The organism is Methylotenera sp. (assembly GCF_030653755.1).
Classification (GTDB): Bacteria; Pseudomonadota; Gammaproteobacteria; order Burkholderiales; family Methylophilaceae; genus Methylotenera.
The window spans coordinates 93,743-114,976 of sequence record NZ_JAURYU010000024.1; the positions used below are offsets into that span (position 1 = coordinate 93,743).

17 protein-coding genes and 1 tRNA gene are annotated in these 21,234 nt (G+C 44.5%); 13 read left to right on the forward strand and 5 right to left on the reverse strand.

The window, feature by feature from the left end; all coding sequences use genetic code 11:
• Positions 1 to 45: 45 nt before the first annotated feature.
• The 4 genes from Q7U33_RS04635 to argS form a co-directional block, all read right to left on the reverse strand.
• Positions 46 to 843: an SDR family oxidoreductase gene (locus tag Q7U33_RS04635; RefSeq protein WP_304858422.1), complete on the reverse strand. Its 798-nt coding sequence runs from the start codon at positions 841 to 843 to the stop codon at positions 46 to 48.
• A 165-nt stretch (positions 844 to 1,008) separates the two neighbouring features.
• Positions 1,009 to 1,656 carry a thiol:disulfide interchange protein DsbA/DsbL gene (locus tag Q7U33_RS04640; protein WP_304858423.1) on the reverse strand — a complete coding sequence of 216 codons (648 nt, stop codon included), beginning with the start codon at positions 1,654 to 1,656 and terminating at the stop codon, positions 1,009 to 1,011.
• A gap of 226 nt (positions 1,657 to 1,882) precedes the next feature.
• A complete protein-coding gene (locus Q7U33_RS04645) occupies positions 1,883 to 2,506 on the reverse strand; it encodes an SPOR domain-containing protein (RefSeq protein ID WP_304858424.1) in 624 nt (207 codons plus the stop codon).
• 9 nt (positions 2,507 to 2,515) lie between these two features.
• Positions 2,516 to 4,174, reverse strand: a complete 1,659-nt coding sequence (argS, locus tag Q7U33_RS04650) for an arginine--tRNA ligase (protein WP_304858425.1) — start codon at positions 4,172 to 4,174, stop codon at positions 2,516 to 2,518.
• Positions 4,175 to 4,433: 259 nt separating this feature from the next.
• Here argS and Q7U33_RS04655 point away from each other — a divergent pair, with 259 nt between their 5' ends.
• The 10 genes from Q7U33_RS04655 (at position 4,434) to Q7U33_RS04700 (ending at position 18,389) form a co-directional block, all read left to right on the forward strand.
• Entirely contained in the window at positions 4,434 to 6,740 is a 2,307-nt protein-coding gene (locus Q7U33_RS04655) for a primosomal protein N' (RefSeq protein ID WP_304858426.1), read from the forward strand.
• Positions 6,741 to 6,801: 61 nt separating this feature from the next.
• A tRNA-Gly gene (locus Q7U33_RS04660) sits at positions 6,802 to 6,875 on the forward strand.
• Between the two features lie 24 nt (positions 6,876 to 6,899).
• Positions 6,900 to 7,760 (forward strand): bifunctional hydroxymethylpyrimidine kinase/phosphomethylpyrimidine kinase, encoded by an 861-nt coding sequence (thiD, locus tag Q7U33_RS04665; RefSeq protein ID WP_304858427.1) that lies wholly within the window; start codon positions 6,900 to 6,902, stop codon positions 7,758 to 7,760.
• A gap of 13 nt (positions 7,761 to 7,773) precedes the next feature.
• The gene (thiE, locus tag Q7U33_RS04670; RefSeq protein ID WP_304858428.1) at positions 7,774 to 8,394 is read left to right on the forward strand and encodes a thiamine phosphate synthase; all 621 of its coding nucleotides are present in this window, start codon (positions 7,774 to 7,776) and stop codon (positions 8,392 to 8,394) included.
• Entirely contained in the window at positions 8,391 to 9,680 is a 1,290-nt protein-coding gene (gene hemL / locus Q7U33_RS04675; RefSeq protein ID WP_304858429.1) for a glutamate-1-semialdehyde 2,1-aminomutase, read from the forward strand. Before thiE ends, hemL begins: the two co-directional genes overlap by 4 nt.
• A gap of 148 nt (positions 9,681 to 9,828) precedes the next feature.
• Complete coding sequence (locus tag Q7U33_RS04680; protein ID WP_304858430.1) at positions 9,829 to 14,520, forward strand: glutamate synthase-related protein; 4,692 nt, start codon at positions 9,829 to 9,831, stop codon at positions 14,518 to 14,520.
• 56 nt (positions 14,521 to 14,576) lie between these two features.
• Complete coding sequence (locus Q7U33_RS04685; protein ID WP_304858431.1) at positions 14,577 to 16,004, forward strand: glutamate synthase subunit beta; 1,428 nt, start codon at positions 14,577 to 14,579, stop codon at positions 16,002 to 16,004.
• Positions 16,005 to 16,085: 81 nt separating this feature from the next.
• On the forward strand, positions 16,086 to 17,150 hold the full coding sequence (gene hemE / locus Q7U33_RS04690; protein ID WP_304858432.1) for a uroporphyrinogen decarboxylase: 1,065 nt from the start codon (positions 16,086 to 16,088) through the stop codon (positions 17,148 to 17,150).
• A 53-nt stretch (positions 17,151 to 17,203) separates the two neighbouring features.
• On the forward strand, positions 17,204 to 17,614 hold the full coding sequence (locus tag Q7U33_RS04695) for a PH domain-containing protein (protein ID WP_304858433.1): 411 nt from the start codon (positions 17,204 to 17,206) through the stop codon (positions 17,612 to 17,614).
• Between the two features lie 19 nt (positions 17,615 to 17,633).
• Entirely contained in the window at positions 17,634 to 18,389 is a 756-nt protein-coding gene (locus Q7U33_RS04700; RefSeq protein WP_304858434.1) for a DUF6602 domain-containing protein, read from the forward strand.
• 141 nt (positions 18,390 to 18,530) lie between these two features.
• On the opposite strand, the gene Q7U33_RS04705 is transcribed toward Q7U33_RS04700, so the two are convergent.
• On the reverse strand, positions 18,531 to 19,271 hold the full coding sequence (locus Q7U33_RS04705; RefSeq protein ID WP_304858435.1) for a dienelactone hydrolase family protein: 741 nt from the start codon (positions 19,269 to 19,271) through the stop codon (positions 18,531 to 18,533).
• A 323-nt stretch (positions 19,272 to 19,594) separates the two neighbouring features.
• Here Q7U33_RS04705 and thiS point away from each other — a divergent pair, with 323 nt between their 5' ends.
• The 3 genes from thiS to apaG all read left to right on the forward strand — a co-directional run bounded on the left by thiS (position 19,595) and on the right by apaG (position 21,211).
• Positions 19,595 to 19,798 carry a sulfur carrier protein ThiS gene (gene thiS, locus Q7U33_RS04710; RefSeq protein ID WP_304858436.1) on the forward strand — a complete coding sequence of 68 codons (204 nt, stop codon included), beginning with the start codon at positions 19,595 to 19,597 and terminating at the stop codon, positions 19,796 to 19,798.
• 41 nt (positions 19,799 to 19,839) lie between these two features.
• Entirely contained in the window at positions 19,840 to 20,646 is an 807-nt protein-coding gene (locus tag Q7U33_RS04715; RefSeq protein WP_370651982.1) for a thiazole synthase, read from the forward strand.
• 181 nt (positions 20,647 to 20,827) lie between these two features.
• The gene (gene apaG / locus Q7U33_RS04720; protein ID WP_304858438.1) at positions 20,828 to 21,211 is read left to right on the forward strand and encodes a Co2+/Mg2+ efflux protein ApaG; all 384 of its coding nucleotides are present in this window, start codon (positions 20,828 to 20,830) and stop codon (positions 21,209 to 21,211) included.
• The last annotated feature ends 23 nt before the right edge of the window (positions 21,212 to 21,234 follow it).

Below are 21,234 nucleotides of genomic sequence, written 5' to 3' on the forward strand. Positions count from 1 at the left end.
AATATTTGATTCGGCGTAATGCTATTGCAGGACGGCCCTGTTTAATTATTGAACATGAATGCGTGGTTTATGGGGCGCATTTTTTGCCAGAAAATCCCACAAAACAGGCGGAATTAGTCGCATTAATTTTGCTACCCACCCCATTTGCCACGGGATGACCACAAAACGTTTTTTGCGCTCAATGGCGTTCACAAATTTGTATGCTGCAACATCCGCATCCATTAAAAACGGCATTTTATACGTGTTAATGTCGGTCATCGGGGTGCGAATATACCCAGGGGCAATGGTGGTCACAGCGATATTGTGATGTAGCATTTCCACGCGCAGGCTTTCTAAATAAGCAATGGCTGCTGCTTTTGATGCGCTGTAAGCGCCTGCACCTGGCAAGCCACGTATGCCTGCAACACTGGCGATGCCAACTAGTTGGGCTGTGTCGCCACGTTTGGCTGCTAATCGCATGGCGTTGATAAATGGTTGAAACGTATTGACTAGCCCAGTCACGTTAATATCCATGACTGCCTGAAATGCGTTTGTGTCTTCTGCATTTTCAGTGAGTGTGCCACTACTGACACCTGCACTGCCAATGACGATATTAGGTGTGCCAAATTTTTGTATGAAGTCATTTGCTGCTGTCGCCAATGCAACGCTATCGCGTACGTCCAATGGATAAATGGCGCATTTGATGTTGTAGCAAGTCTCTAAGGTTTGCTGTAATAATTGTAAGTACTCACTTCGTCTGGCTGCTAAACCAATCAAGACGCCTTCGTTCTGATAGCGTTTTGCATATTCGTAAGCTAACGCTTCACCTATGCCACTAGATGCGCCTGTGATAAAAACTTTCATGACTATCTTTCGTTGGTTCGTGTATGACTGAAAATGCTCATTATTAAAATATAAAAGCCCGTTTTACCTGATGGTAGAAACGGGCTTTTAAAATCAGCATGTACTGATAGTATCATCAGTTAAAGAGCTTTTGGTAAAGTGCTTTAAACCAGTGCGTGGACGCTGTTACTTTTTTGCCGGGCTGGCTGCCTTGGCTTTGTCAGCACGGATGTTAGTAATGATGTAGTCAGCTGTTTTTAATGCTAAATCATTGTTACCTGCCATTGTGCTTGATGTAATGAATTGGCCATTGATAACTAAGCTAGGTACGCCTGTTACGCCTGATGAGCGGAAGATATTTGCTGCGCGATTTAGGCTGGTGTTAGTGGCAAATGAACCAAAAGCTTCTTCAACTTTTTTCTTATCAAGGCCACTTTGTTGTGTCACCCAGTCAATCGCTGCTTTTTCATCAGTTGGTTTAAGTGTTTTTTTAGTGTGGATAGCTTCAAACAATGGAGCATGTAATTTTTCTAAAACACCGAGTGTTTCCATTGCATAGTAAGCTTTTGCCATAGGTGCCCATGCTTGGTGTGGCAAGCCTGGTACACGTTTAAATACGACGTCAGCTGGTAGTTTTTTTACCCATGCGTTGAGTGGCGCCTCCATGCTGTGGCAGTGTCCACAGCCATACCAAAATAGCTCGATTACTTCAATTTTGTTGGGCGTGTCAGTATTGATGGTTTGGGCAGTACGATCGAAATCTTTGCCCATTTGTGGCTCCGCCATCACGCTAAATGAGGCTAGTAATATTAGAGCAGTTAATAATTTTTTCATTGATATTGTCCTTGTTAACGATTCTTTAAATTGGTGATTAAGCATTCAGCTATTCTATTTAACGTTTATTCAGAAGCAAGTTCTCTAAATATATTACTTGAAACGTGTCATCTTGAATTTGGCTGACAATTATTTTTAGTGACTATTTTTGTTGTTGATTTTTGAGTCAATTGGCATTGAGTTTGGTTTGTATCAGACTAACCCAACCTATAGATCAGCCAAAAGCCTACAGGGTTTCATTATTAACTGTAATTAAATCAGATTTAAAGCCATTAATAGCTAAATCTGCTTTTGTTTTGTTAATGAGCTCCAGATTTTTCAGTGGGCCAACACGAACACGATGCCAAACGCCCTTGTTAGGGATGGTAGCGGTTTGCACTAGTGCCTCAAAGCCTTGTAAGGCTAGTGTGGCCTTCATGTTGTCAGCTTCCTCTTCTTTTTGGAAAGCGCCAACTTGAAGAAAGTAGGTATTTGGCACTGATGGTTCAGCACTTTGCTCTTTAATTTTAACTTCTTCGGTACTTACCTGGCGCTCGCTTCCAGGCAAAATCGTATAAAAATCAAAACGTGTTTTATCTTCAGTTGTTTCAGAAGCTTCAGCTTTTGCTTTTTGTGCCGCTTCATTGTCTTTGGCGGCTTTTTCTTTTGCACTTTCTGCAATCTTTTCAGAGAGCGGTTTATTTGGAGAAGCTAACTCTGCAAATGGGCTTTCTTCACGATTAATCATCATGACCACGGTTAAAGAGGCTGCCACGCCTAACAAGAACCCTACTAATAACCCTGTGATAAATGGATTGCCTTGGCTTTGTTTTGCCGTGCGCTCTGGTCTTGGTTTGTAATCTCTACTCATGATGTTTCCTTACATTCTCTCTTTGGCGGCAACACCAAGTAAATCCAGCCCATTTTTAAGGACTTGCTGGGTAGCGCTAATTAGGCTTAAGCGAGCGAGTTTCAATGACTCGTCTTCAATCAAGAATTTATACTCGTTGTAGTAGCTGTGTAAGTCGCTCGCTAATTCTTTTAAGTAATTAGCCACCATGTGCGGTGCTAGCTCAGTTGCCGCATTGTCGACCACTTCTGGGTACTCACTTAAGCGTTGCATCAGGGCAGTTTCATGCGCGGTGACTAGTGGGTTTAAATTGGCGTTTGCCAAGCTGCTGATATCACCACCCCACTGGCTTAGTACGCTGCAAATACGCGCATGTGCATATTGAATGTAATACACTGGGTTGTCGTTGCTTTGGCTACGCGCTAAATCAATATCAAATACCAATTGTGAATCGGCGCGGCGTGCGGCTAGGAAGTAGCGCGTTGCATCGCAGCCTACCTCTTCAATTAAATCACGCAAGGTGACATAGCTACCCGCACGTTTTGAGAGTTTAACCTCTTCGCCACCACGCATCACGGTGACCATTTGATGTAGTACGTAATCAGGCCAACCTTTTGGGATGCCGATATCTAAAGCTTGTAAGCCTGCGCGTACGCGGGTGATGGTGCTGTGGTGGTCTGCACCCTGCTCGTTAATCACGCGTACAAAGCCACGGTTCCACTTGTCGGTGTGGTAAGCCACATCAGGCACAAAGTAAGTGTAGCCACCATCGGTTTTACGCATGACGCGGTCTTTGTCGTCACCAAAGTCTGTGGTTTTAAGCCAAAGCGCGTCGTTGTCTTCATAGGTGTGGCCGCTCTTAATCAGGGCTTGTACCGTTTGCTCAACTTTGCCTGTTGTATACAGGGCGCTTTCTAATGAAAATACGTCAAACTTAATTTGAAACGCTTTTAAGTCTAAATCTTGCTCATGGCGCAAATACGCTACGCTAAATGCACGAATTGAATTTAAATCATTGATATCGCCACTTGCGGTCACTTCAATATCATCGGCCACCACGGTATGCTTGGCTAGGAAAGCCGCAGCAATATCATTGATATATTCGCCACGGTAGCCATTTTCAGGAAAGCTCTCATGCTCAGTTGAGATGCCTTTGCATCGCGCTAATACAGAGATGGTGAGGTTATCAATCTGCGCGCCAGCATCGTTATAGTAGAACTCACGTGTCACATCCCAGCCGTTTGCATCGAGTAAACGCGCTAAGCAATCACCTACCGCTGCGCCACGGCCATGGCCTACATGTAACGGCCCTGTTGGGTTAGCAGAGACAAACTCTACTTGTACTTTTTGATGGTTGCCGTTGTTGTTGCGACCATATTGCGCACCCGCGTTAAGAATGTCTTTAATGACCACTTGCTTAGATTGTGGGCTTAAAAAGAAATTAATAAAGCCTGCACCTGCAATTTCAGTTTTAGCGATATATTCACTAACAGGCAATGCCTCAATGATTTGGGTGGCGATAGCACGCGGGTTTTGTTTTAGTGGTTTTGCCAAAACAAGCGCTAGATTGGTAGCAAAATCGCCATGCTCGGCTGATTTTGGGCGCTCTAATATAATCGTCAGATCAGTAATCTCTGGCGCAATAATCTTTGCGGCAGTGGTCAGTAATTGGGTAAGATGTGTTTTCACAATAATTGCATAAAAGCTAAAAACGGTATTTTAACCCATATTAGTGATTAGAACGTTAGTCATCATGTTCCAATTGATACATCCGCGTAATGGTTTAAGATATTCACCCTATAAGCGAAAAAAGCGATTATAAATATTGTGTTAAATACGCAAATAGTTGTTAAAAGCAGCATAATAGATAACAAATTGCGCTTACTTTCTTTAACTTAAGACTCTTTTAGAGCTTATCAACTTTTAACGCCAACCATTGTTACTGCCATTGTCTAAACCCATCTTAAAAATTGCACTTGATGTGCCACTCGCACGCTTATTTGATTACTTAAGTGCGGATCAGCATGTACAGATTGGCCAGCGTGTATTGGTACCGTTTGGGCGCCGTAATCAAATTGGCATCGTGATGGGCAAAGCAGACACTAGTGAGTTTGCCGTAGAAAAACTTAAACCCATTACGCAGGCATTTGTTGAAGAGGCACCACTTGATGCTGAAATGTTAAGTTTGATCAAGTTTAGTGCGGACTATTATCACTATCCATTTGGACAGGCGTTGCTGGCAGCGTTACCCGCACGTTTACGTCAAGTAGCGCCAGCGGTATCGCGTAAACAATATTTATATCAAATCACTGATTTAGGTCGGCAAGTCGATATTGAGTCTATGCCCAAAAGGCAGCGTGTATTACGACAGGTGCTGGCGGCATTACAAGTAAACAACGCACAAACTGAAACAGAACTTGATGAATTGTCTGCCAGTGCGCGCAAGGCGGCAAAAGAGCTGGTGGCTTTAGCTTATGCGACCAGTGAGCAAGTGCTGGCAATAAAGCGTGTGCCTGCAATATTAAATACGCCACAACCCGCACTGAATGAAGAGCAAGCGCAGGCTGTAGCAAGCATTACACAAGATATTAAAATGTTTAAGGCTTGGTTGTTGCATGGCATCACGGGCAGTGGGAAAACCGAAGTTTATATTCGATTGATGCAGCATATTTTGCAAGAGGCGCAAGATAAACTAGAAGCAAAAAATAATACGCATGGCTCGATTGCAACAAAGCATGAACCAACTAGCGCTCAGATACTGGTGCTGGTGCCTGAAATCAACTTGACGCCACAGCTTGAAGCCAGATTTAGAGCTCGATTGCCTCAATATAGCTTGGTGAGCTTACATAGCAGTCTAAGCGAAAGTGAGCGCTTACATAATTGGCAGTTAGCACAAACTGGTGCTGCACAAATTATTATAGGTACGCGGCTTTCAATTTTTACGCCTATGCCTAATTTAAAGCTAATTATTATTGATGAGGAGCATGATAGCTCCTATAAGCAGCAAGATAGTATGCGCTACCATGCGCGTGATGTTGCTTTGGTGCGGGCAAAACGGCTGAATATTCCAGTTGTGTTGGGCTCTGCAACGCCAGCATTAGAAAGCTGGTACAACGCAATGGGCAACAGTGTGCAGACTTCAAATGCGGCGCCTAGCAATAGTCAGCCTAATAAATACGGCTTGCTCACATTAAAACAGCGTGCGGTCACTGCGGCACAGCTGCCTAAAATTGATTGTATTGATACCACTAAGGTAAATTTGCAACATGGCCTAACACCACAGCTCATCACTGCATTGCGTTTACGGCTAGAGCGTAAAGAGCAATCGTTATTGTTTATTAATCGCCGTGGCTATTCGCCTGTATTGTTGTGCTCTGCCTGCCATTGGATAGCGCCATGCACACGTTGCAGTAGTCGCTTGGTCGTGCATTTAGGGCAAAGAAAGCTACGTTGCCATCATTGCGGGCATGAGCAGCGAATTCCGAACCAGTGCCCAAGCTGCGGTGATGCAGATTTGCATCCGACTGGCCATGGTACGCAGCGCTTAGAGCAAACCTTGGCGCAGTTGTTACCTAATGCGCGTATCGCAAGGGTGGATCGTGACAGTATTAGCCGTAAGCATGCTTTGGTCGAGATTTTAGATAAAGTACACAATCAGGAAATAGATATTTTAGTGGGTACGCAGATGCTGGCTAAAGGACATGACTTTCCTAACTTAACGTTAGTGGGCGTGATTGATACTGATAGCGCGCTACATAGCCCAGACTTTAGGGCGAGTGAGCGTTTGTTTGCACAGCTAATGCAAGTGGCTGGACGTGCTGGTCGTGCTGATAAAGTGGGGCAAGTGATTATTCAGACTGCATTTCCAGATCATGCACTATTTAATGCATTACGCACGCAAGATTATGCAAGTTATGCCAATGACTTGTTGCAAGAGCGTGCACAAGTGCAGTTTCCACCCTATGTGTTTACTGCTTTACTGCGTGCGGAAGCGCATGATTTTACATTGGTGCAGAAGTTTCTACAGTTTGCGTTTGTGCAGGCCAGACAACTTAGCACGCATGTTGTTACTTATGACCCTGTACGGCCGCAGATGGAGCGCCTAAAAGGGATGGAGCGCGCTTATATTTTAATGCATTCCACCCAGCGACCCGCACTGCAAAAACTGCTAACCCAACTGGTTACAGAACTAAGGCAAAATAAACTGAGCGCTAAAGTTAGATGGGCTATTGACGTAAACCCTTTAGAGTTTTAGTGCTAATACACGTATATGTAAGCTACAGGGTAGCCAAAATGCAGTAAAATAATACCTCAATGCGGGTGTAGTTCAATGGTAGAACGCTAGCTTCCCAAGCTCGATACGCGGGTTCGATTCCCGTCACCCGCTCCAACTTTAGTGATTAGCGATAATATTATGGCAAACCAAGCACCCCCGTCAGTTTTAACATTCGCAGGTACAGACCCAAGTAGTGGTGCTGGGCTACAGGCAGATATACTTACGTTCGCCAGTATCGGCTGTCATCCACTGTCAGTGGTGACTGCAATTACTGCGCAAGATACCGTCGGTGTTGATGGTGTATTAGCTATGGATCCTGATTGGGTCAATGATCAAGCGCGTGCGATTTTAGAAGACGTACAAGTCTCTGCATTTAAGTTGGGGCTGTTGGGCTCAGTTGAAAATATCGCGGTGATTGCTGAAATCATGGCAGATTATCCCGATATCCCTTTGCTGATTGACCCAATCTTAACCTCTGGCCGTGGTGATGATTTAAGTAATGATGAAATGATGGAGGCAATGGTTGAGTTGCTGTTTCCACAAGCCACATTAATTACGCCTAACAGTTTAGAGGCACGTAAGTTTGCGTTTGCAGACGAAGCTGAAGAAGTCGGATTAACCTCTTTGGATGAGAGTGCCGCACGATTGTTGGCAATGGGTAGTGAGTATGTGTTGATTACGGGTACACATGAACGCACCACCGAAGTCACTAACACACTGTATGGTGAAGATAAGTTGATTAAGGCCTATAAATGGGAGCGTTTGGCTGGCAGTTATCATGGTTCAGGTTGTACGCTTACCAGTGCAATTGCCGCCTGTATGGCGCATGGCCTCAGCATTGAAGAAGCCGTGCTAGAAGCGCAAGAATATACATGGCAAACCCTTAAAAATGGATTCAGACCTGGCATGGGTCAGTACATTCCAGACCGCATGTTCTGGGCACGAGATGAAGAAGACCCTGTCATCAATAGCGGTGATGGCAGTGTGAAAACACACTAGACCTGAGCTTAGTATGTCGGTGATTAAAGGGTTGTACGCAATTACGCCAGATGAGCAAGACACGGATGTCTTGCTTGCAAAGGTGGAGGCTGCCTTGCAGGGTGGTATTGGTGTTTTGCAATACCGCAACAAGTTAGCTAATCACAAGCTTCAAACGCAACAGGCGCGTGCCTTGTTGCCGCTGTGTCGTCAATATCAAGTGCCTTTTATCATCAATGACTCAATCAAACTTTGCCTCACTTTAGATGCTGATGGCGTACATTTGGGCGCAGATGATGGCAATTTAACCGAAGCTAGAGCCAGATTGGGCAGCAATAAGATTTTGGGTGCCTCTTGTTATAATCGTTTCGATTTAGCCGTTTCTGCACAGCAGCTAGGTGCAGATTACGTAGCGTTTGGCGCCTGCTTTGCTTCAAGCACTAAGCCCAATGCGCCAGTGGCGGGTTTACATTTATTCACCCAAGCAAAAGCAGAACTTAATGTTCCCACCGTAGCGATTGGCGGCATCACATTAAAAAACGCACCGCTAGCGATTGCCGCTGGCGCAAACTCAGTGGCGATCATCAATGCAATTTTTAATGCAGATGACGTAAAATTAACCTCTCAACAATTTTCAAAGTTATTTCAATCATGACCTCAGCCAATCAAACTCTATTTGAAAAATCACAGCAACTTATTCCAGGTGGCGTTAATTCGCCAGTGCGCGCTTTTCGCAGTGTGGGCGGTACGCCAATCTTCTTTAAGAAAGGCTTAGGCGCCAAGTTGTGGGATGTTGATGGCAAAGAGTACATTGATTACATTAACTCTTGGGGGCCAATGATTGTTGGCCATGCGCATCCTGACGTGATTAGTGCAGTGCAAGCTGTTGCTGCAAACAGCCTGTCATTTGGTGCACCTACGGGGCTGGAGCTAGAGATGGCTACATTAATTAATAAACTGGTGCCGAGCATGGAGCAAGTGCGCTTGGTAAGCAGCGGTACAGAAGCCACCATGAGTGCGATTCGCGTGGCACGTGGCTTTACTGGTCGTAATAAGCTGGTGAAGTTTGAAGGTTGCTACCACGGACACTCAGATGCCTTATTGGTAAAAGCAGGCTCTGGTTTGCTTACATTTGGCGAGCCTAGCTCAGCTGGTGTGCCAGCAGAAGTGGCCGCTCACACATTGACGCTTGAATACAATAATACGCAGCAATTAAAAGAGTTGTTCGCAAAAGCGGGCGATGAAATCGCCTGCGTCATTATTGAGCCTGTTGTTGGCAATATGAATCTCGTGGTACCTCACATGGAGTTCTTGCAAGCCTTGCGTGAGCTTTGCACACAACATGGCGCAGTGTTGATTTTTGATGAGGTGATGACAGGCTTCCGCGTACATTTAGGGGGTGCGCAGGCCTTGTATGGTATTAAGCCAGATATGACAACGCTGGGTAAAGTAATTGGTGGCGGCTTGCCAGTAGGTGCATTTGGTGGACGCAAGGATATTATGCAGTGCTTGGCGCCACTAGGTGCGGTTTATCAGGCTGGTACATTGTCAGGTAACCCAGTTGCGGTGACGGCTGGCTTGGAAACATTGAAGCTAATCCAAGCGCCAGACTTTCATACAAAGTTAGCGGCAAAGACCAAAAAATTGGTTGATGTTTTGGTTTCTGCGGCAAAAGAAGCAGGCGTTGTATTTAGCGCACAAAGTGTAGGTGGTATGTTTGGCTTGTACTTCAGCGAGCAATGCCCTAGCAGCTTTGCAGAGGTGATGCAGACTAATAAAGAAAATTTCAATCTATTCTTCCATAGCATGTTGGGTGATGGTGTTTATTTAGGGCCGTCTGCTTTTGAAGCGGGCTTTGTTTCAGCCGCACATACGGATGAAGATATTGACTTTACGCTACAGGCAGCTAAAAAAGCATTTTTAGCAATTGCTAGTCGGTAGCATTTAACGCAAACTTTACTTTGCTTTATCGGCTTGCTTTCATGGCTTTTTCATAAAAAATAATTATCTTTCAGTTCTATCTTGTTGAACTCATAGACATTTAGCGGTAAACTTGAAGGTTCCGCTAAATGTTTTGTGATTAGATAATATGGCAACAGATTTAAGTAAGCAAATTGGTTCTGAAAACGCACTGGCTGCACACGATGATGTGGCTTCAGTTAATCCTGATTTGTATTCAGGACGACCAGCAAAGCAAGGTTTATACAGACCTTCTAACGAGCGCGATGCTTGTGGCGTTGGTTTTGTAGCGCATATTAAAGGCAAAAAAAGTCACGATATCGTGCAAAAAGGCTTGGAGCTTTTAACCAACCTAACGCACCGTGGCGCGACTGGCTATGACCCTAAGTTGGGTGATGGTGCTGGCTTGCTGATGCAAATGCCTGATGTTTTTATGCGCAAAGAAGCTGCTAAGCTCGGTATTGAATTGCCAGCGGCTGGTCAATATGCGGTAGGTAACGTATTTTTACCGCAAACTGCAAAAAATCGCGAAGCCTGTGAAGCTTTATTTACAACAATCGTTGCTGAAGAAAATCAAACCTTACTAGGCTGGCGTGATGTGCCTGTTGATAACAGCAATATTGCGCAGGCGGCACGTGACGTAGAGCCAACCATGCGCCAAGTGTTTATCTCAAGCAATGTAGCTGATCAAAACGTATTTGAGCGTAAATTATTTGTAATTCGCAAACGCATAGAGCATGCGGTGCGTGCACTTGAGTTGCAAGATAATGCGGCGTTCTACATGCCTTCATTGTCATCACGCACTATCGTTTATAAAGGCATGTTGTTAGCTAACGAAGTGGGTATTTATTACAAAGACCTTAACGACGAAAGCATCGTTTCAGCACTGGCTTTGGTGCACCAACGTTTCTCAACCAATACATTCCCAGCATGGGATTTAGCACATCCATTCCGTATGATTGCGCATAATGGTGAAATCAATACTGTACAGGGTAACGTGAACTGGATGGCTGCACGTCATGAGGCGATGCGTTCAACCGTAATCGGTGAAGATTTAGAAAAACTATGGCCATTAATCGCTGAAGGTCAATCAGACTCAGCATGTTTTGATAACTGTTTAGAGCTATTGGTTGCGGGTGGCTACAGCTTGCCACATGCCATGATGATGTTGATTCCAGAAGCTTGGTCAGGTAATCCATTAATGGATGAAGAGCGCCGCGCATTCTACGAATATCACGCTGCGTTGATGGAGCCATGGGATGGCCCAGCTGCTGTTGCCTTTACAGACGGCCGCATGGTGGGGGCTACGCTAGACCGTAACGGCTTGCGTCCAGCGCGCTACTTGGTTACTGATGATGACATCGTGATGATGGCTTCTGAAATGGGCGTGTTGACATTCCCACAAGAGAAAATCGTTAAGAAATGGCGCTTACAACCAGGCAAAATGTTGTTAATCGATATGGAGCAAGGCCGCATTATCGATGATGCTGAAGTGAAAAGTCAGCTTGCCACAGCAAAACCATATAAACAATGGATTGAAAAGTCACGCTACTTCTTAAGTGACATGCCAAAAATTGATGGCCACCTAGAATTAGCGGCTGACTTGCTAGATACACAGCAAGCATTTGGTTACACGCAAGAAGACATCAAGTTTATCTTGCAGCCAATGATACAAAATGGCGAAGAGGGTTCTGGCTCTATGGGTAACGACGCTGCATTGCCAGTGTTGTCAGCTAAGCCTAAAGTCTTATACAACTATTTCAAACAGTTGTTTGCACAAGTGACTAACCCGCCAATCGACCCGATTCGCGAAGAGTTGGTGATGTCGTTGATTACATTTATTGGCCCTAAACCAAACTTATTGGGTGTGGATGAAACAACGCCACCAATGCGTTTAGAAGCCAGCCAGCCTGTATTGATGTTGGACGAATTGGAGCAATTGAAAGCAATTGCGACATTAACGCAAAACCAATATAAATCATTGGTGCTAGATATTACCTATCCTGCTGTGCAGGGTAAGGATGGTATGGCTGCCGCAGTCGCTAGCATTACCAAAGCGGCATCAGATGCAGTTCAAAATGGTTTCAACATTCTGATTTTGTCTGATCGCAATGTAAGCGCAGATCGCGTAGCGATTCCCGCCCTATTAGCTTGTTCTGCAACGCACGAGCATTTGGTAAAAGCAGGCTTAAGAACCAGCACTGGTTTAGTGGTTGATACAGGTTCAGCACGTGAAGTGCATCACTTTGCGCTATTAGCAGGTTACGGTGCAGAGGCTGTCTGTCCATGGCTCACATTTGAGACCATTAAAGACATGGCATTAGATAGCTACACTGCCAATAAGAACTTTGTCAAAGCAATTAGCAAAGGTCTGTATAAAGTGATGTCTAAAATGGGCATCTCCACTTACCAATCTTACTGTGGCGCACAAATTTTTGAAGCGATTGGTTTAAATAGTGCATTTGTTGAGCAGTACTTTACTGGCACAGTGACCAATATTGAAGGTATCGGTTTAGATCAAGTGTCTGAAGAGGCAGTGCGTTTGCATACGGCAGCTTTTGGTACAGATCCAGTGCTGGCAAACCACCTAGAGGCAGGCGGGGAGTATGCTTTCCGCGTGCGTGGTGAAGAGCACACTTGGACGCCAGAGTCAGTAGCGAAACTGCAAAATGCAACACGTACTGGTAAATATGACACTTACAAAGAGTACGCTAAATTAATTAATGATCAATCACGTCGCCATATGACGCTACGTGGTTTGTTTGAAATTAAACCAGCAGGTGCAGCGATTCCTCTAGACAGTGTAGAGTCTGCTAAAGAAATCGTTAAACGTTTTGCTACTGGTGCGATGTCATTGGGTTCTATCTCAACTGAAGCACACGCAACCTTGGCCATCGCGATGAACCGTATTGGCGGTAAGTCTAATACTGGTGAAGGTGGTGAAGATGCAAAACGCTTTATTCCCGTTGCGAATGCTTCAACGATGGCTGACGTATTAGGCGCAAACCTGATTGAGTCAAACATTAACCTAAAAGCTGGCGACTCAATGCGCTCTAGCATTAAGCAAGTGGCATCTGGCCGCTTTGGTGTGACGGCTGAATACTTGGCGAATGCTGACCAAATCCAAATTAAAATGGCACAAGGTGCAAAACCTGGTGAAGGCGGTCAGTTACCTGGTCACAAAGTGTCTGAGTACATTGCTAAATTACGCTTCTCGGTACCTGGCGTAGGCTTGATTTCACCTCCTCCGCACCATGATATTTATTCAATTGAAGATTTAGCACAGCTAATTCATGATTTGAAAAATGCTAACCCTAAAGCATCAATTTCAGTGAAATTAGTGTCTGAAACTGGTGTAGGTACGGTTGCAGCTGGCGTGGCAAAAGCAAAATCTGACCATATCGTGATTGCAGGTCATGATGGTGGTACTGGTGCATCCCCAATTTCATCGATTAAACATGCGGGTGCGCCTTGGGAGTTAGGTCTATCTGAGACACAACAAACCTTGGTATTGAACCAATTGCGTGGCCGTGTGGTTGTGCAAGTTGACGGCCAAATGAAGACAGGCCGTGACGTAGTGATCGGTGCCTTATTAGGTGCAGATGAGTTTGGTTTTGCGACAGCGCCGTTAGTGGTAGAGGGCTGTATCATGATGCGTAAGTGTCATTTGAACACTTGCCCAGTGGGTGTTGCAACGCAAGATCCAGAATTGCGCAAGCGCTTTACAGGTCAACCTGAGCATGTGGTGAATTATTTCTTCTTTGTGGCTGAAGAAGTGCGTGAGTTAATGGCTTCTATGGGTATCGCTAAGTTTGATGACTTAATTGGTCGCCCAGATTTATTAGACATGCAAGCTGGTATCGACCACTGGAAAATTAGCGGCCTAGATTTCAGCAAAGTATTCCATCAACCAGATATGCCAGCTAGTGTTTCACGTAAAAACAATGACGTGCAAGATCACGGTTTGATTAATGCATTGGATAATCAACTGGTCGCACTTGCAAAACCAGCGTTAGAAAAAGGTGAAAAAGTAGTGTTGGATATACCAATCACTAATACTAACCGTACTGTAGGTACTATGCTGTCAAATCAGGTAGCGACGCGCTACGGTAATGCTGGTTTGCCGCACGACACGATTCGCGTGAACTTCACAGGTACGTCTGGCCAAAGCTTTGCGGCATTCCTTGCTAAGGGTATTACATTTGACTTAACAGGCGAAGGTAATGACTATGTAGGTAAAGGTTTGTGCGGCGGCCGAATCGTGATTAAGCCACCGAAAGCATTCCGTGGTATTTCACACGAGAACATTATTGTGGGTAACACCGTGATGTTCGGCGCAACAACGGGTGAAAGTTATTTCAGCGGCGTGGCAGGTGAGCGTTTCTGTGTGCGTAATTCAGGCGCTACTGCAGTGGTTGAAGGCGTTGGTAACCACGGTTGCGAATACATGACAGGCGGCACTGTGGTTGTGTTAGGCGTGACTGGCCAAAACTTTGCGGCTGGTATGAGTGGCGGCGTAGCTTATGTTTACGATGAAGATGGGTTATTTGCAAAACGTTGCAATATGGGCATGGTGTCTTTAGAGAAGGTTGAGCACGTTGACAATGTGGCGGCTGATGCGGTGCACCATTTGAATCAGCCTGATGAAGTGACATTGCTTGCTTTAATCAACAAGCACGTTGAATACACTGACAGTGAGCGCGCTAAAGCGCTACTTGCTGATTGGGATAATGCGCGCGCCAAGTTTGTTAAAGTGATGCCAAATGAATATAAACGCGCCTTAATCGAGCTTGCTGAAGATAAAGCGTTGGTAGCGGCTTAGAGTCGCTTTTAATATGAAACAAGTAAAGAGACTCTTTTGGGAAAAGGCTTTATAGTATGGGTAAAGTAACGGGATTTATGGAATTTGAACGCCTGTCCGAGGCAAATTTGCCTGTTCAGGATCGCGTTAAGAATTACAAAGAATTTGTGCTGCATTTAACAGATGACCAAGCTAAGCAGCAAGGCGCGCGCTGTATGGATTGTGGTATTCCGTTTTGTACAACGGGCTGTCCAATCAACAATATCATTCCTGACTGGAATGATTTGGTGTATCAACAAGACTGGCGTAGCGCGATTGATGTATTGCATTCAACCAATAACTTCCCAGAATTCACTGGTCGTATCTGCCCTGCTCCATGTGAAGCAGCATGTACGCTGAACATCAACGCGGATGCAGTTGGTATTAAATCAATTGAGCATGCAATCATTGATAAAGCTTGGGAAAATGACTGGGTTCAACCGCAAGTCAACCCAAACAAAACTGGCAAAAAAGTGGCTGTAGTTGGTTCTGGCCCTGCTGGTTTAGCCGCTGCGCAACAATTAGCGCGTGCTGGTCACAGCGTTGTAGTTTTAGAAAAAAATAGCCGTATCGGTGGTTTGTTGCGTTACGGTATTCCTGACTTCAAAATGGAAAAATCGCACATTGACCGCCGCATGGCGCAAATGGAAGTGGAAGGCGTTGAGTTCCGCGTCAATCAGCATGTGGGTGAAAATGTAAATGCTGATGACTTAGTGGCTGAATTTGATGCCGTGGTATTGGCAGCAGGGGCAGAGCAGCCTCGTGATTTGCCAGTGACTGGCCGTGAGTTAAATGGCGTACATTTTGCAATGGACTTTTTAACACCACAAAACAAAGTGGTCGCTGGCGATACCATCCCTGATCAAATTAAAGCCACAGGTAAGCATGTGATTGTAATTGGCGGCGGTGATACAGGTTCTGACTGTGTGGGTACATCAAACCGTCATGGTGCATTAAGCATTACGCAGTTTGAGTTGATGCCACAGCCACCTGAAAAAGAGAATAAAGAGCTAGTATGGCCTAACTGGCCACTTAAACTACGGACTTCGAGTTCGCATGAAGAAGGTGTAAGCCGTGATTGGTCAATTACTACCAAAGAGCTGATTGGTGAGAACGGTAAAGTGGTTGCACTAAAAGGCGCACGTGTGGAATGGATTGACGGCAAAATGTCTGAAATCGCTGGCTCTGAATTTACGATTCCAGCAGACTTGGTATTTTTAGCGATGGGCTTTGTTTCACCAATACAAAAATTGCTAGAAGCGTTTGGTGTAGAAAAAGACAATCGTGGTAATGCCAAAGCGACTACTGATGGCGATGCAAGTTACAAAACAAACAAAGATAAAGTATTTGCTGCTGGTGATGTACGCCGTGGTCAGTCTTTAGTGGTTTGGGCAATTCGTGAAGGCCGTCAGGCTGCGCGTGCAGTAGATGAATTTTTAATGGGCTCATCTGTATTGCCACGTTAAGTTAAATTTAAAGTATGACAATGTAAAAATAAAGGATGCAAAGTAAAACTGCTTTGTGTCCTTTTTTATTTAGGTAATCAAATGAATCAATTAAAAAACGACACATTCTTAAAAGCGCTGATGCGCCAACCAACGGATTACACACCTGTGTGGATGATGCGCCAGGCAGGACGTTATTTACCTGAATATCGTGAGAGCCGTAAAACCGCGGGCAGTTTTTTACAGCTTTGCAAAAATGCACAATTTGCGACAGATGTGACACTGCAACCTTTAGACCGCTATCCATTATTAGACGCGGCGATTCTGTTCTCAGACATTCTCACGGTGCCAGATGCAATGGGCTTAGGTTTGTACTTTGAAGAGGGCGAAGGTCCAAAGTTTGAGCGCACCTTGCAACAAGAAGCCGATATTCAAAAACTAGCCGCACCAGACATGGAAAAATTGCAATATGTGTTTGATGCTGTGAGTAGCATCCGCAAAGCATTAGATGGCCGTGTGCCTTTAATTGGCTTTTCAGGTAGCCCTTGGACGCTTGCCACTTACATGGTGGAAGGTAAAGGCGGTACAGACTTTTTGACCACTAAGAAAATGGCATATGCACGCCCTGACTTATTGCACCATATTTTAGAAACAACCGCGCAGACGGTGATTCAATATTTGAATGCGCAAATTATGGCAGGTGCGCAGGCTGTGATGATTTTTGACTCATGGGGCGGTGCGCTTTCACACAATGCATATACTGAGTTTTCACTCAACTACATGCAAAAAATTGTGAATGGCTTAATTAAAACCAATGATGGTCGTAAAGTGCCAAGTATCGTATTTACCAAAGGCGGTGGTTTATGGCTAGAAGCACAAGCTGAAATTGGTGCAGATGCATTAGGCTTGGATTGGGCTGTGGACATTGGTAGCGCACGTCAACGTGTGGGCGATAAAGTGGCATTACAAGGCAATTTAGACCCAGCGATTTTACTTTCAACACCAGAGGCTATTGAGAAAGAAGTCGCGAGTGTCTTAGCAAGCTACGGCAAAGGTCATGGCCACGTATTTAACTTAGGTCATGGCATTACGCAATGGACCCCGCCAGAAAATGCGGCAGCGATGTTAGATGCCGTGCGTAAGCATAGTCAGCAATATCATCTGTAACTAAATACAGACTTGGTCGAGCTTCTAAATCGACTTAATAAAAAGGAAGCAATATGACAAGCTATATCGATGGAGCACTAATTAAAGATGAACAGGTAATTTACATAGGCCATATTAGCCTATGGTCGTTGGCTCCGTTAATTGCGCTTGGATTTCTCACAGTAGGACTATTTGGTCTTGGTCTTATTTTTTGGATTGTTGCGTATATTAGATATAAAACGACAGAGCTTGCCTTTACCAATAAAAGAGTGATTGCGAAATTTGGTTTTATTAGCCGCAATACAATAGAGCTAAATATCAATAAAGTTGAGAGTATTCAAGTTCAGCAAGGTGTGCTCGGCCGTATTTTTAATTTTGGAACATTAATTATTTCTGGAGCAGGTAATCCACAGGCGCCTATTGTTGGTATTTCAGAGCCGATGGCATTCCGTCGCGCCTTTATGGAAGCCCAAGAAGATGCTTAATTTTAGTTAGGTATCTCCAATGACCACCAAGCACTTTGAGTTCATCTCGAGCAAGATCACCGCGGCAAAGCACAATGCCAAAAGCTTAAGCTCTGGCATTGGTCACCGCGGGATGGAAGGGGAGATTCGTGAACTCGCGATAAAAGAATGCGTAGAGCCATTCCTTACTCAAAGCTACTCATGTGGGAATGGGAAAGTAATCGACTCATACCAGTCAATATCGGACCAAATCGACCTGATCGTCTACCACAGTAAGGTGGCGCCACCAATTCTCATAAGCAGAGACCTTGGCCTCTTTCCAGTCGAGTGCGTAAGGTATGTTTTCGAAATAAAATCTACTCTTACCGCGACAGAAGTCAAGGACGCAAACAAGAAATTTCGGTCTGTCCGTGACTTAAGATCATTCCCAAGAACAAGTTCGGACGGAAAAAAGACGCATGGCGCGCTACCAACGACTGTGTTGCTCGCCTTTGAATCAGATATAACAGGGTCAGAAATTGAACGCTATGTGAAACACGCGGTAGATGAGACTCCTCCGTGTACTGTCTTATGCGTGCTGGGTAAGGGTTACTGGTTCTATGACGGGGCTTCGAAGAAGTGGTATGGTGAAGAGACCACGAACTTGGATGCCAAAAATATCGAGTTCTGCATGTTCATTGCTGGCTTCATGAATACCCTGGCCGCAGAAGAGACTTCAATACGGCCGTTTATCCCAGGGGTATATGTCAATGTCGATGATGCAATATTTAAGGTGGTTAGTGCGCCAGATGCTTAATCCTTCCTTCAAGCGGACCTTGGACTTGCTATAAAATGTAGACACATCAGTCTAACTTTTGAGTAAATTGGAAATAAAAAAACCTGATCACTTGATCAGGTTTTTTATGGCCCAGACTTACAATTAAACGAATGAATTGTATTACTGATGCAACGTACGGCTAAATAGATTTAACGCAAGTTGGTAGCCAATCATTGCTGTTTGCGCATCATAACGCTCACCTTCATCACGCATAAATGCATGCTGAGCATTGAACTCATGCCATGTGAATGTGATGTTTGTGTCACCTAGCTTTTTATATACATCTGCACGGCCAGCAGCAGGAATGTGTGGGTCTTGTTTGCCCCAGATCATCAATAGCTCGCCCGTAATGTCGCTGAGGCGCTCCATACTGTGTTGACCTGGTTTGTTCGGAATCACTTGAGAGTGCAGGTCAGTTGCGTAGAAGCATGCGGTGCCTTTAATTTCAGGTTGTAATGCCGCACGGAAAGCTAAATGCCCGCCAATACAGAAGCCCATTGCGCCAATGTTACCGTTATACCAAGCTTGTTGTTTTACAAAAGCAATCATGGCAGCGTTATCCGTATCGTAGCCTTCAACATCTTTTGCTGATTTATCTGCATTGCCTTTATCGCGGCCAGCATCGTCATAACCTAATACCGTGCCGATTGGGTTAAGCTCATGAAATACTTCAGGCACTAATACTGCATAGCCGTGGCTAGCAATGATTTTAGCGGCACGCTCAATCGGGCCAGTTTGCTGAAAAATCTCTGAATAAAATAAAACAGTAGGATATTTTCCATCGCCTGTTGGACGGTGAATATAGGTGCGCATGACACCAGTAGGTGTGTTAAGGTCAGCAATGTGGCTTTGAATGTTCATGATAGCTCTCTGAATAGACTTCCAAATAAAAAACTCTAGATATTGTACAACGACACACATGTTTTTTGTGGGATATGTGCGCTTTGTAAGCATGTAAATCAAGCATTTGGCGTTGTTAACTAGATTAGTTAAATATTAAATATACATCAATTAAGGTTTGCTAAGAGCACTACAATTTTCGTAAAATGTTGTTTTGAATCTATTTGTGTAAACAATCACGCTTGTTTACACAATATCAGGTGAATTGATATCTAATGACTTAGTCAGATGATCATAGTTTCCTGATTTAATCACATGGTATCTAGTCATATGGTGCAATTTCTATGCAACTTACAATAAATGGTAAAGCACGCAGTTTTGATCTTGTGCAAATGAATGTCGCGCAATTAGTAGAACAGCTGGCGCTAATCGGAAAACGTTTGGCGATTGAGCTTAATGGCGAAATCGTACCGCGTAGTCAATTTGAAGCCACTAAACTATCAGATGGCGACAAATTAGAGATTGTTGGCGCGGTAGGTGGCGGCTAGCCAGTACATTGAATAGACTCATGATTGTAAAATCGCGATTAATGAATGATAAGGATAATAAGTTGTCAGATTTATTGAAAATAGCAAATAAGGCCTATCAATCACGCTTGTTGGTTGGTACTGGTAAATATAAAGACTTTGCTGAGACGCGCGCAGCGATTGATGCGAGTGGTGCAGAAATTATTACGGTGGCGATTCGCCGTACCAATATAGGCCAAACCGCAGGTGAGCCTTCACTGCTGGACTTTTTGCCGCCAGAAGAGTTTACTTATTTACCAAATACAGCGGGTTGCTACTCTGCGGATGAAGCCGTGCGTACATTACGATTAGCACGCGAGTTATTAGATGGTCATCAATTAGTGAAGTTAGAAGTGTTGGGCGACCCAAACACTTTGTACCCGAATATGACTGAAACACTTGCCGCAGCGAAAACCTTAGTCAAAGATGGTTTTGATGTGATGGTGTATTGCTCTGATGACCCGATTATTGCTAAACAGTTAGAGGAAATCGGGTGTTGTGCTGTGATGCCATTAGCTTCATTAATAGGTTCAGGCATGGGCATATTAAATCCGTGGAATCTGCAAATCATCATTGAAAATGCAAAAATCCCCGTATTAGTGGATGCTGGTGTGGGTACTGCCTCTGATGCTGCGATTGCGATGGAGCTTGGTTGCCAAGGCGTATTGATGAACACGGCAATTGCTGCTGCTAAAAATCCAGTATTAATGGCAGGCGCAATGAAGAAGGCGGTTGAGGCAGGACGTGATGCGTATTTAGCTGGTCGTATGCCTAAAAAGCTCTATTCAGCCAGTCCTAGTTCACCAACAACAGGTTTGATTTCGAAGTAAGTGCCTTAGCGACTATTGCACATTATTTGGTGCAATAGCGCCTGTTTTTTGGTCGTATGAAACTACTTGGTCGTGTATTTTATTGCAACATACACGATAGATAGTAAGCCTTACCAATTTGCACTTACACCTAAGCATAGAAGTAGTTAGAGCATACAAGCAGTAAGGATTAAACACGATAATGAGTAGCGCCAAACACTATGAATGTACCGTAAAAGTTGAGGTTACTTTTATCGCCGAGCAATCCGATATTGAGCATAATCAATATGCATTTGCTTACCATGTGACCATCACTAATACTGGTAATGTGTCAGCGCAGTTGATTAGCCGCCATTGGGTAGTGACTGAAGCTAACGGCGAGAAAAAAGAGATTAGAGGGCTGGGCGTTGTTGGCGCGCAACCCTTGCTTAAGCCTTCCGAACATTATGAATATACGAGTGGCACTTTAATTAACACCCCTATGGGCGAAATGCATGGCACTTATCAAATGGTGGCGGAAGACGGCACACAGTTTGATGCGGTGATCGCACCATTTTCACTCGCAATGCCTAGAATACTGCATTAATCCTGAACGCTTAATTATTAAGT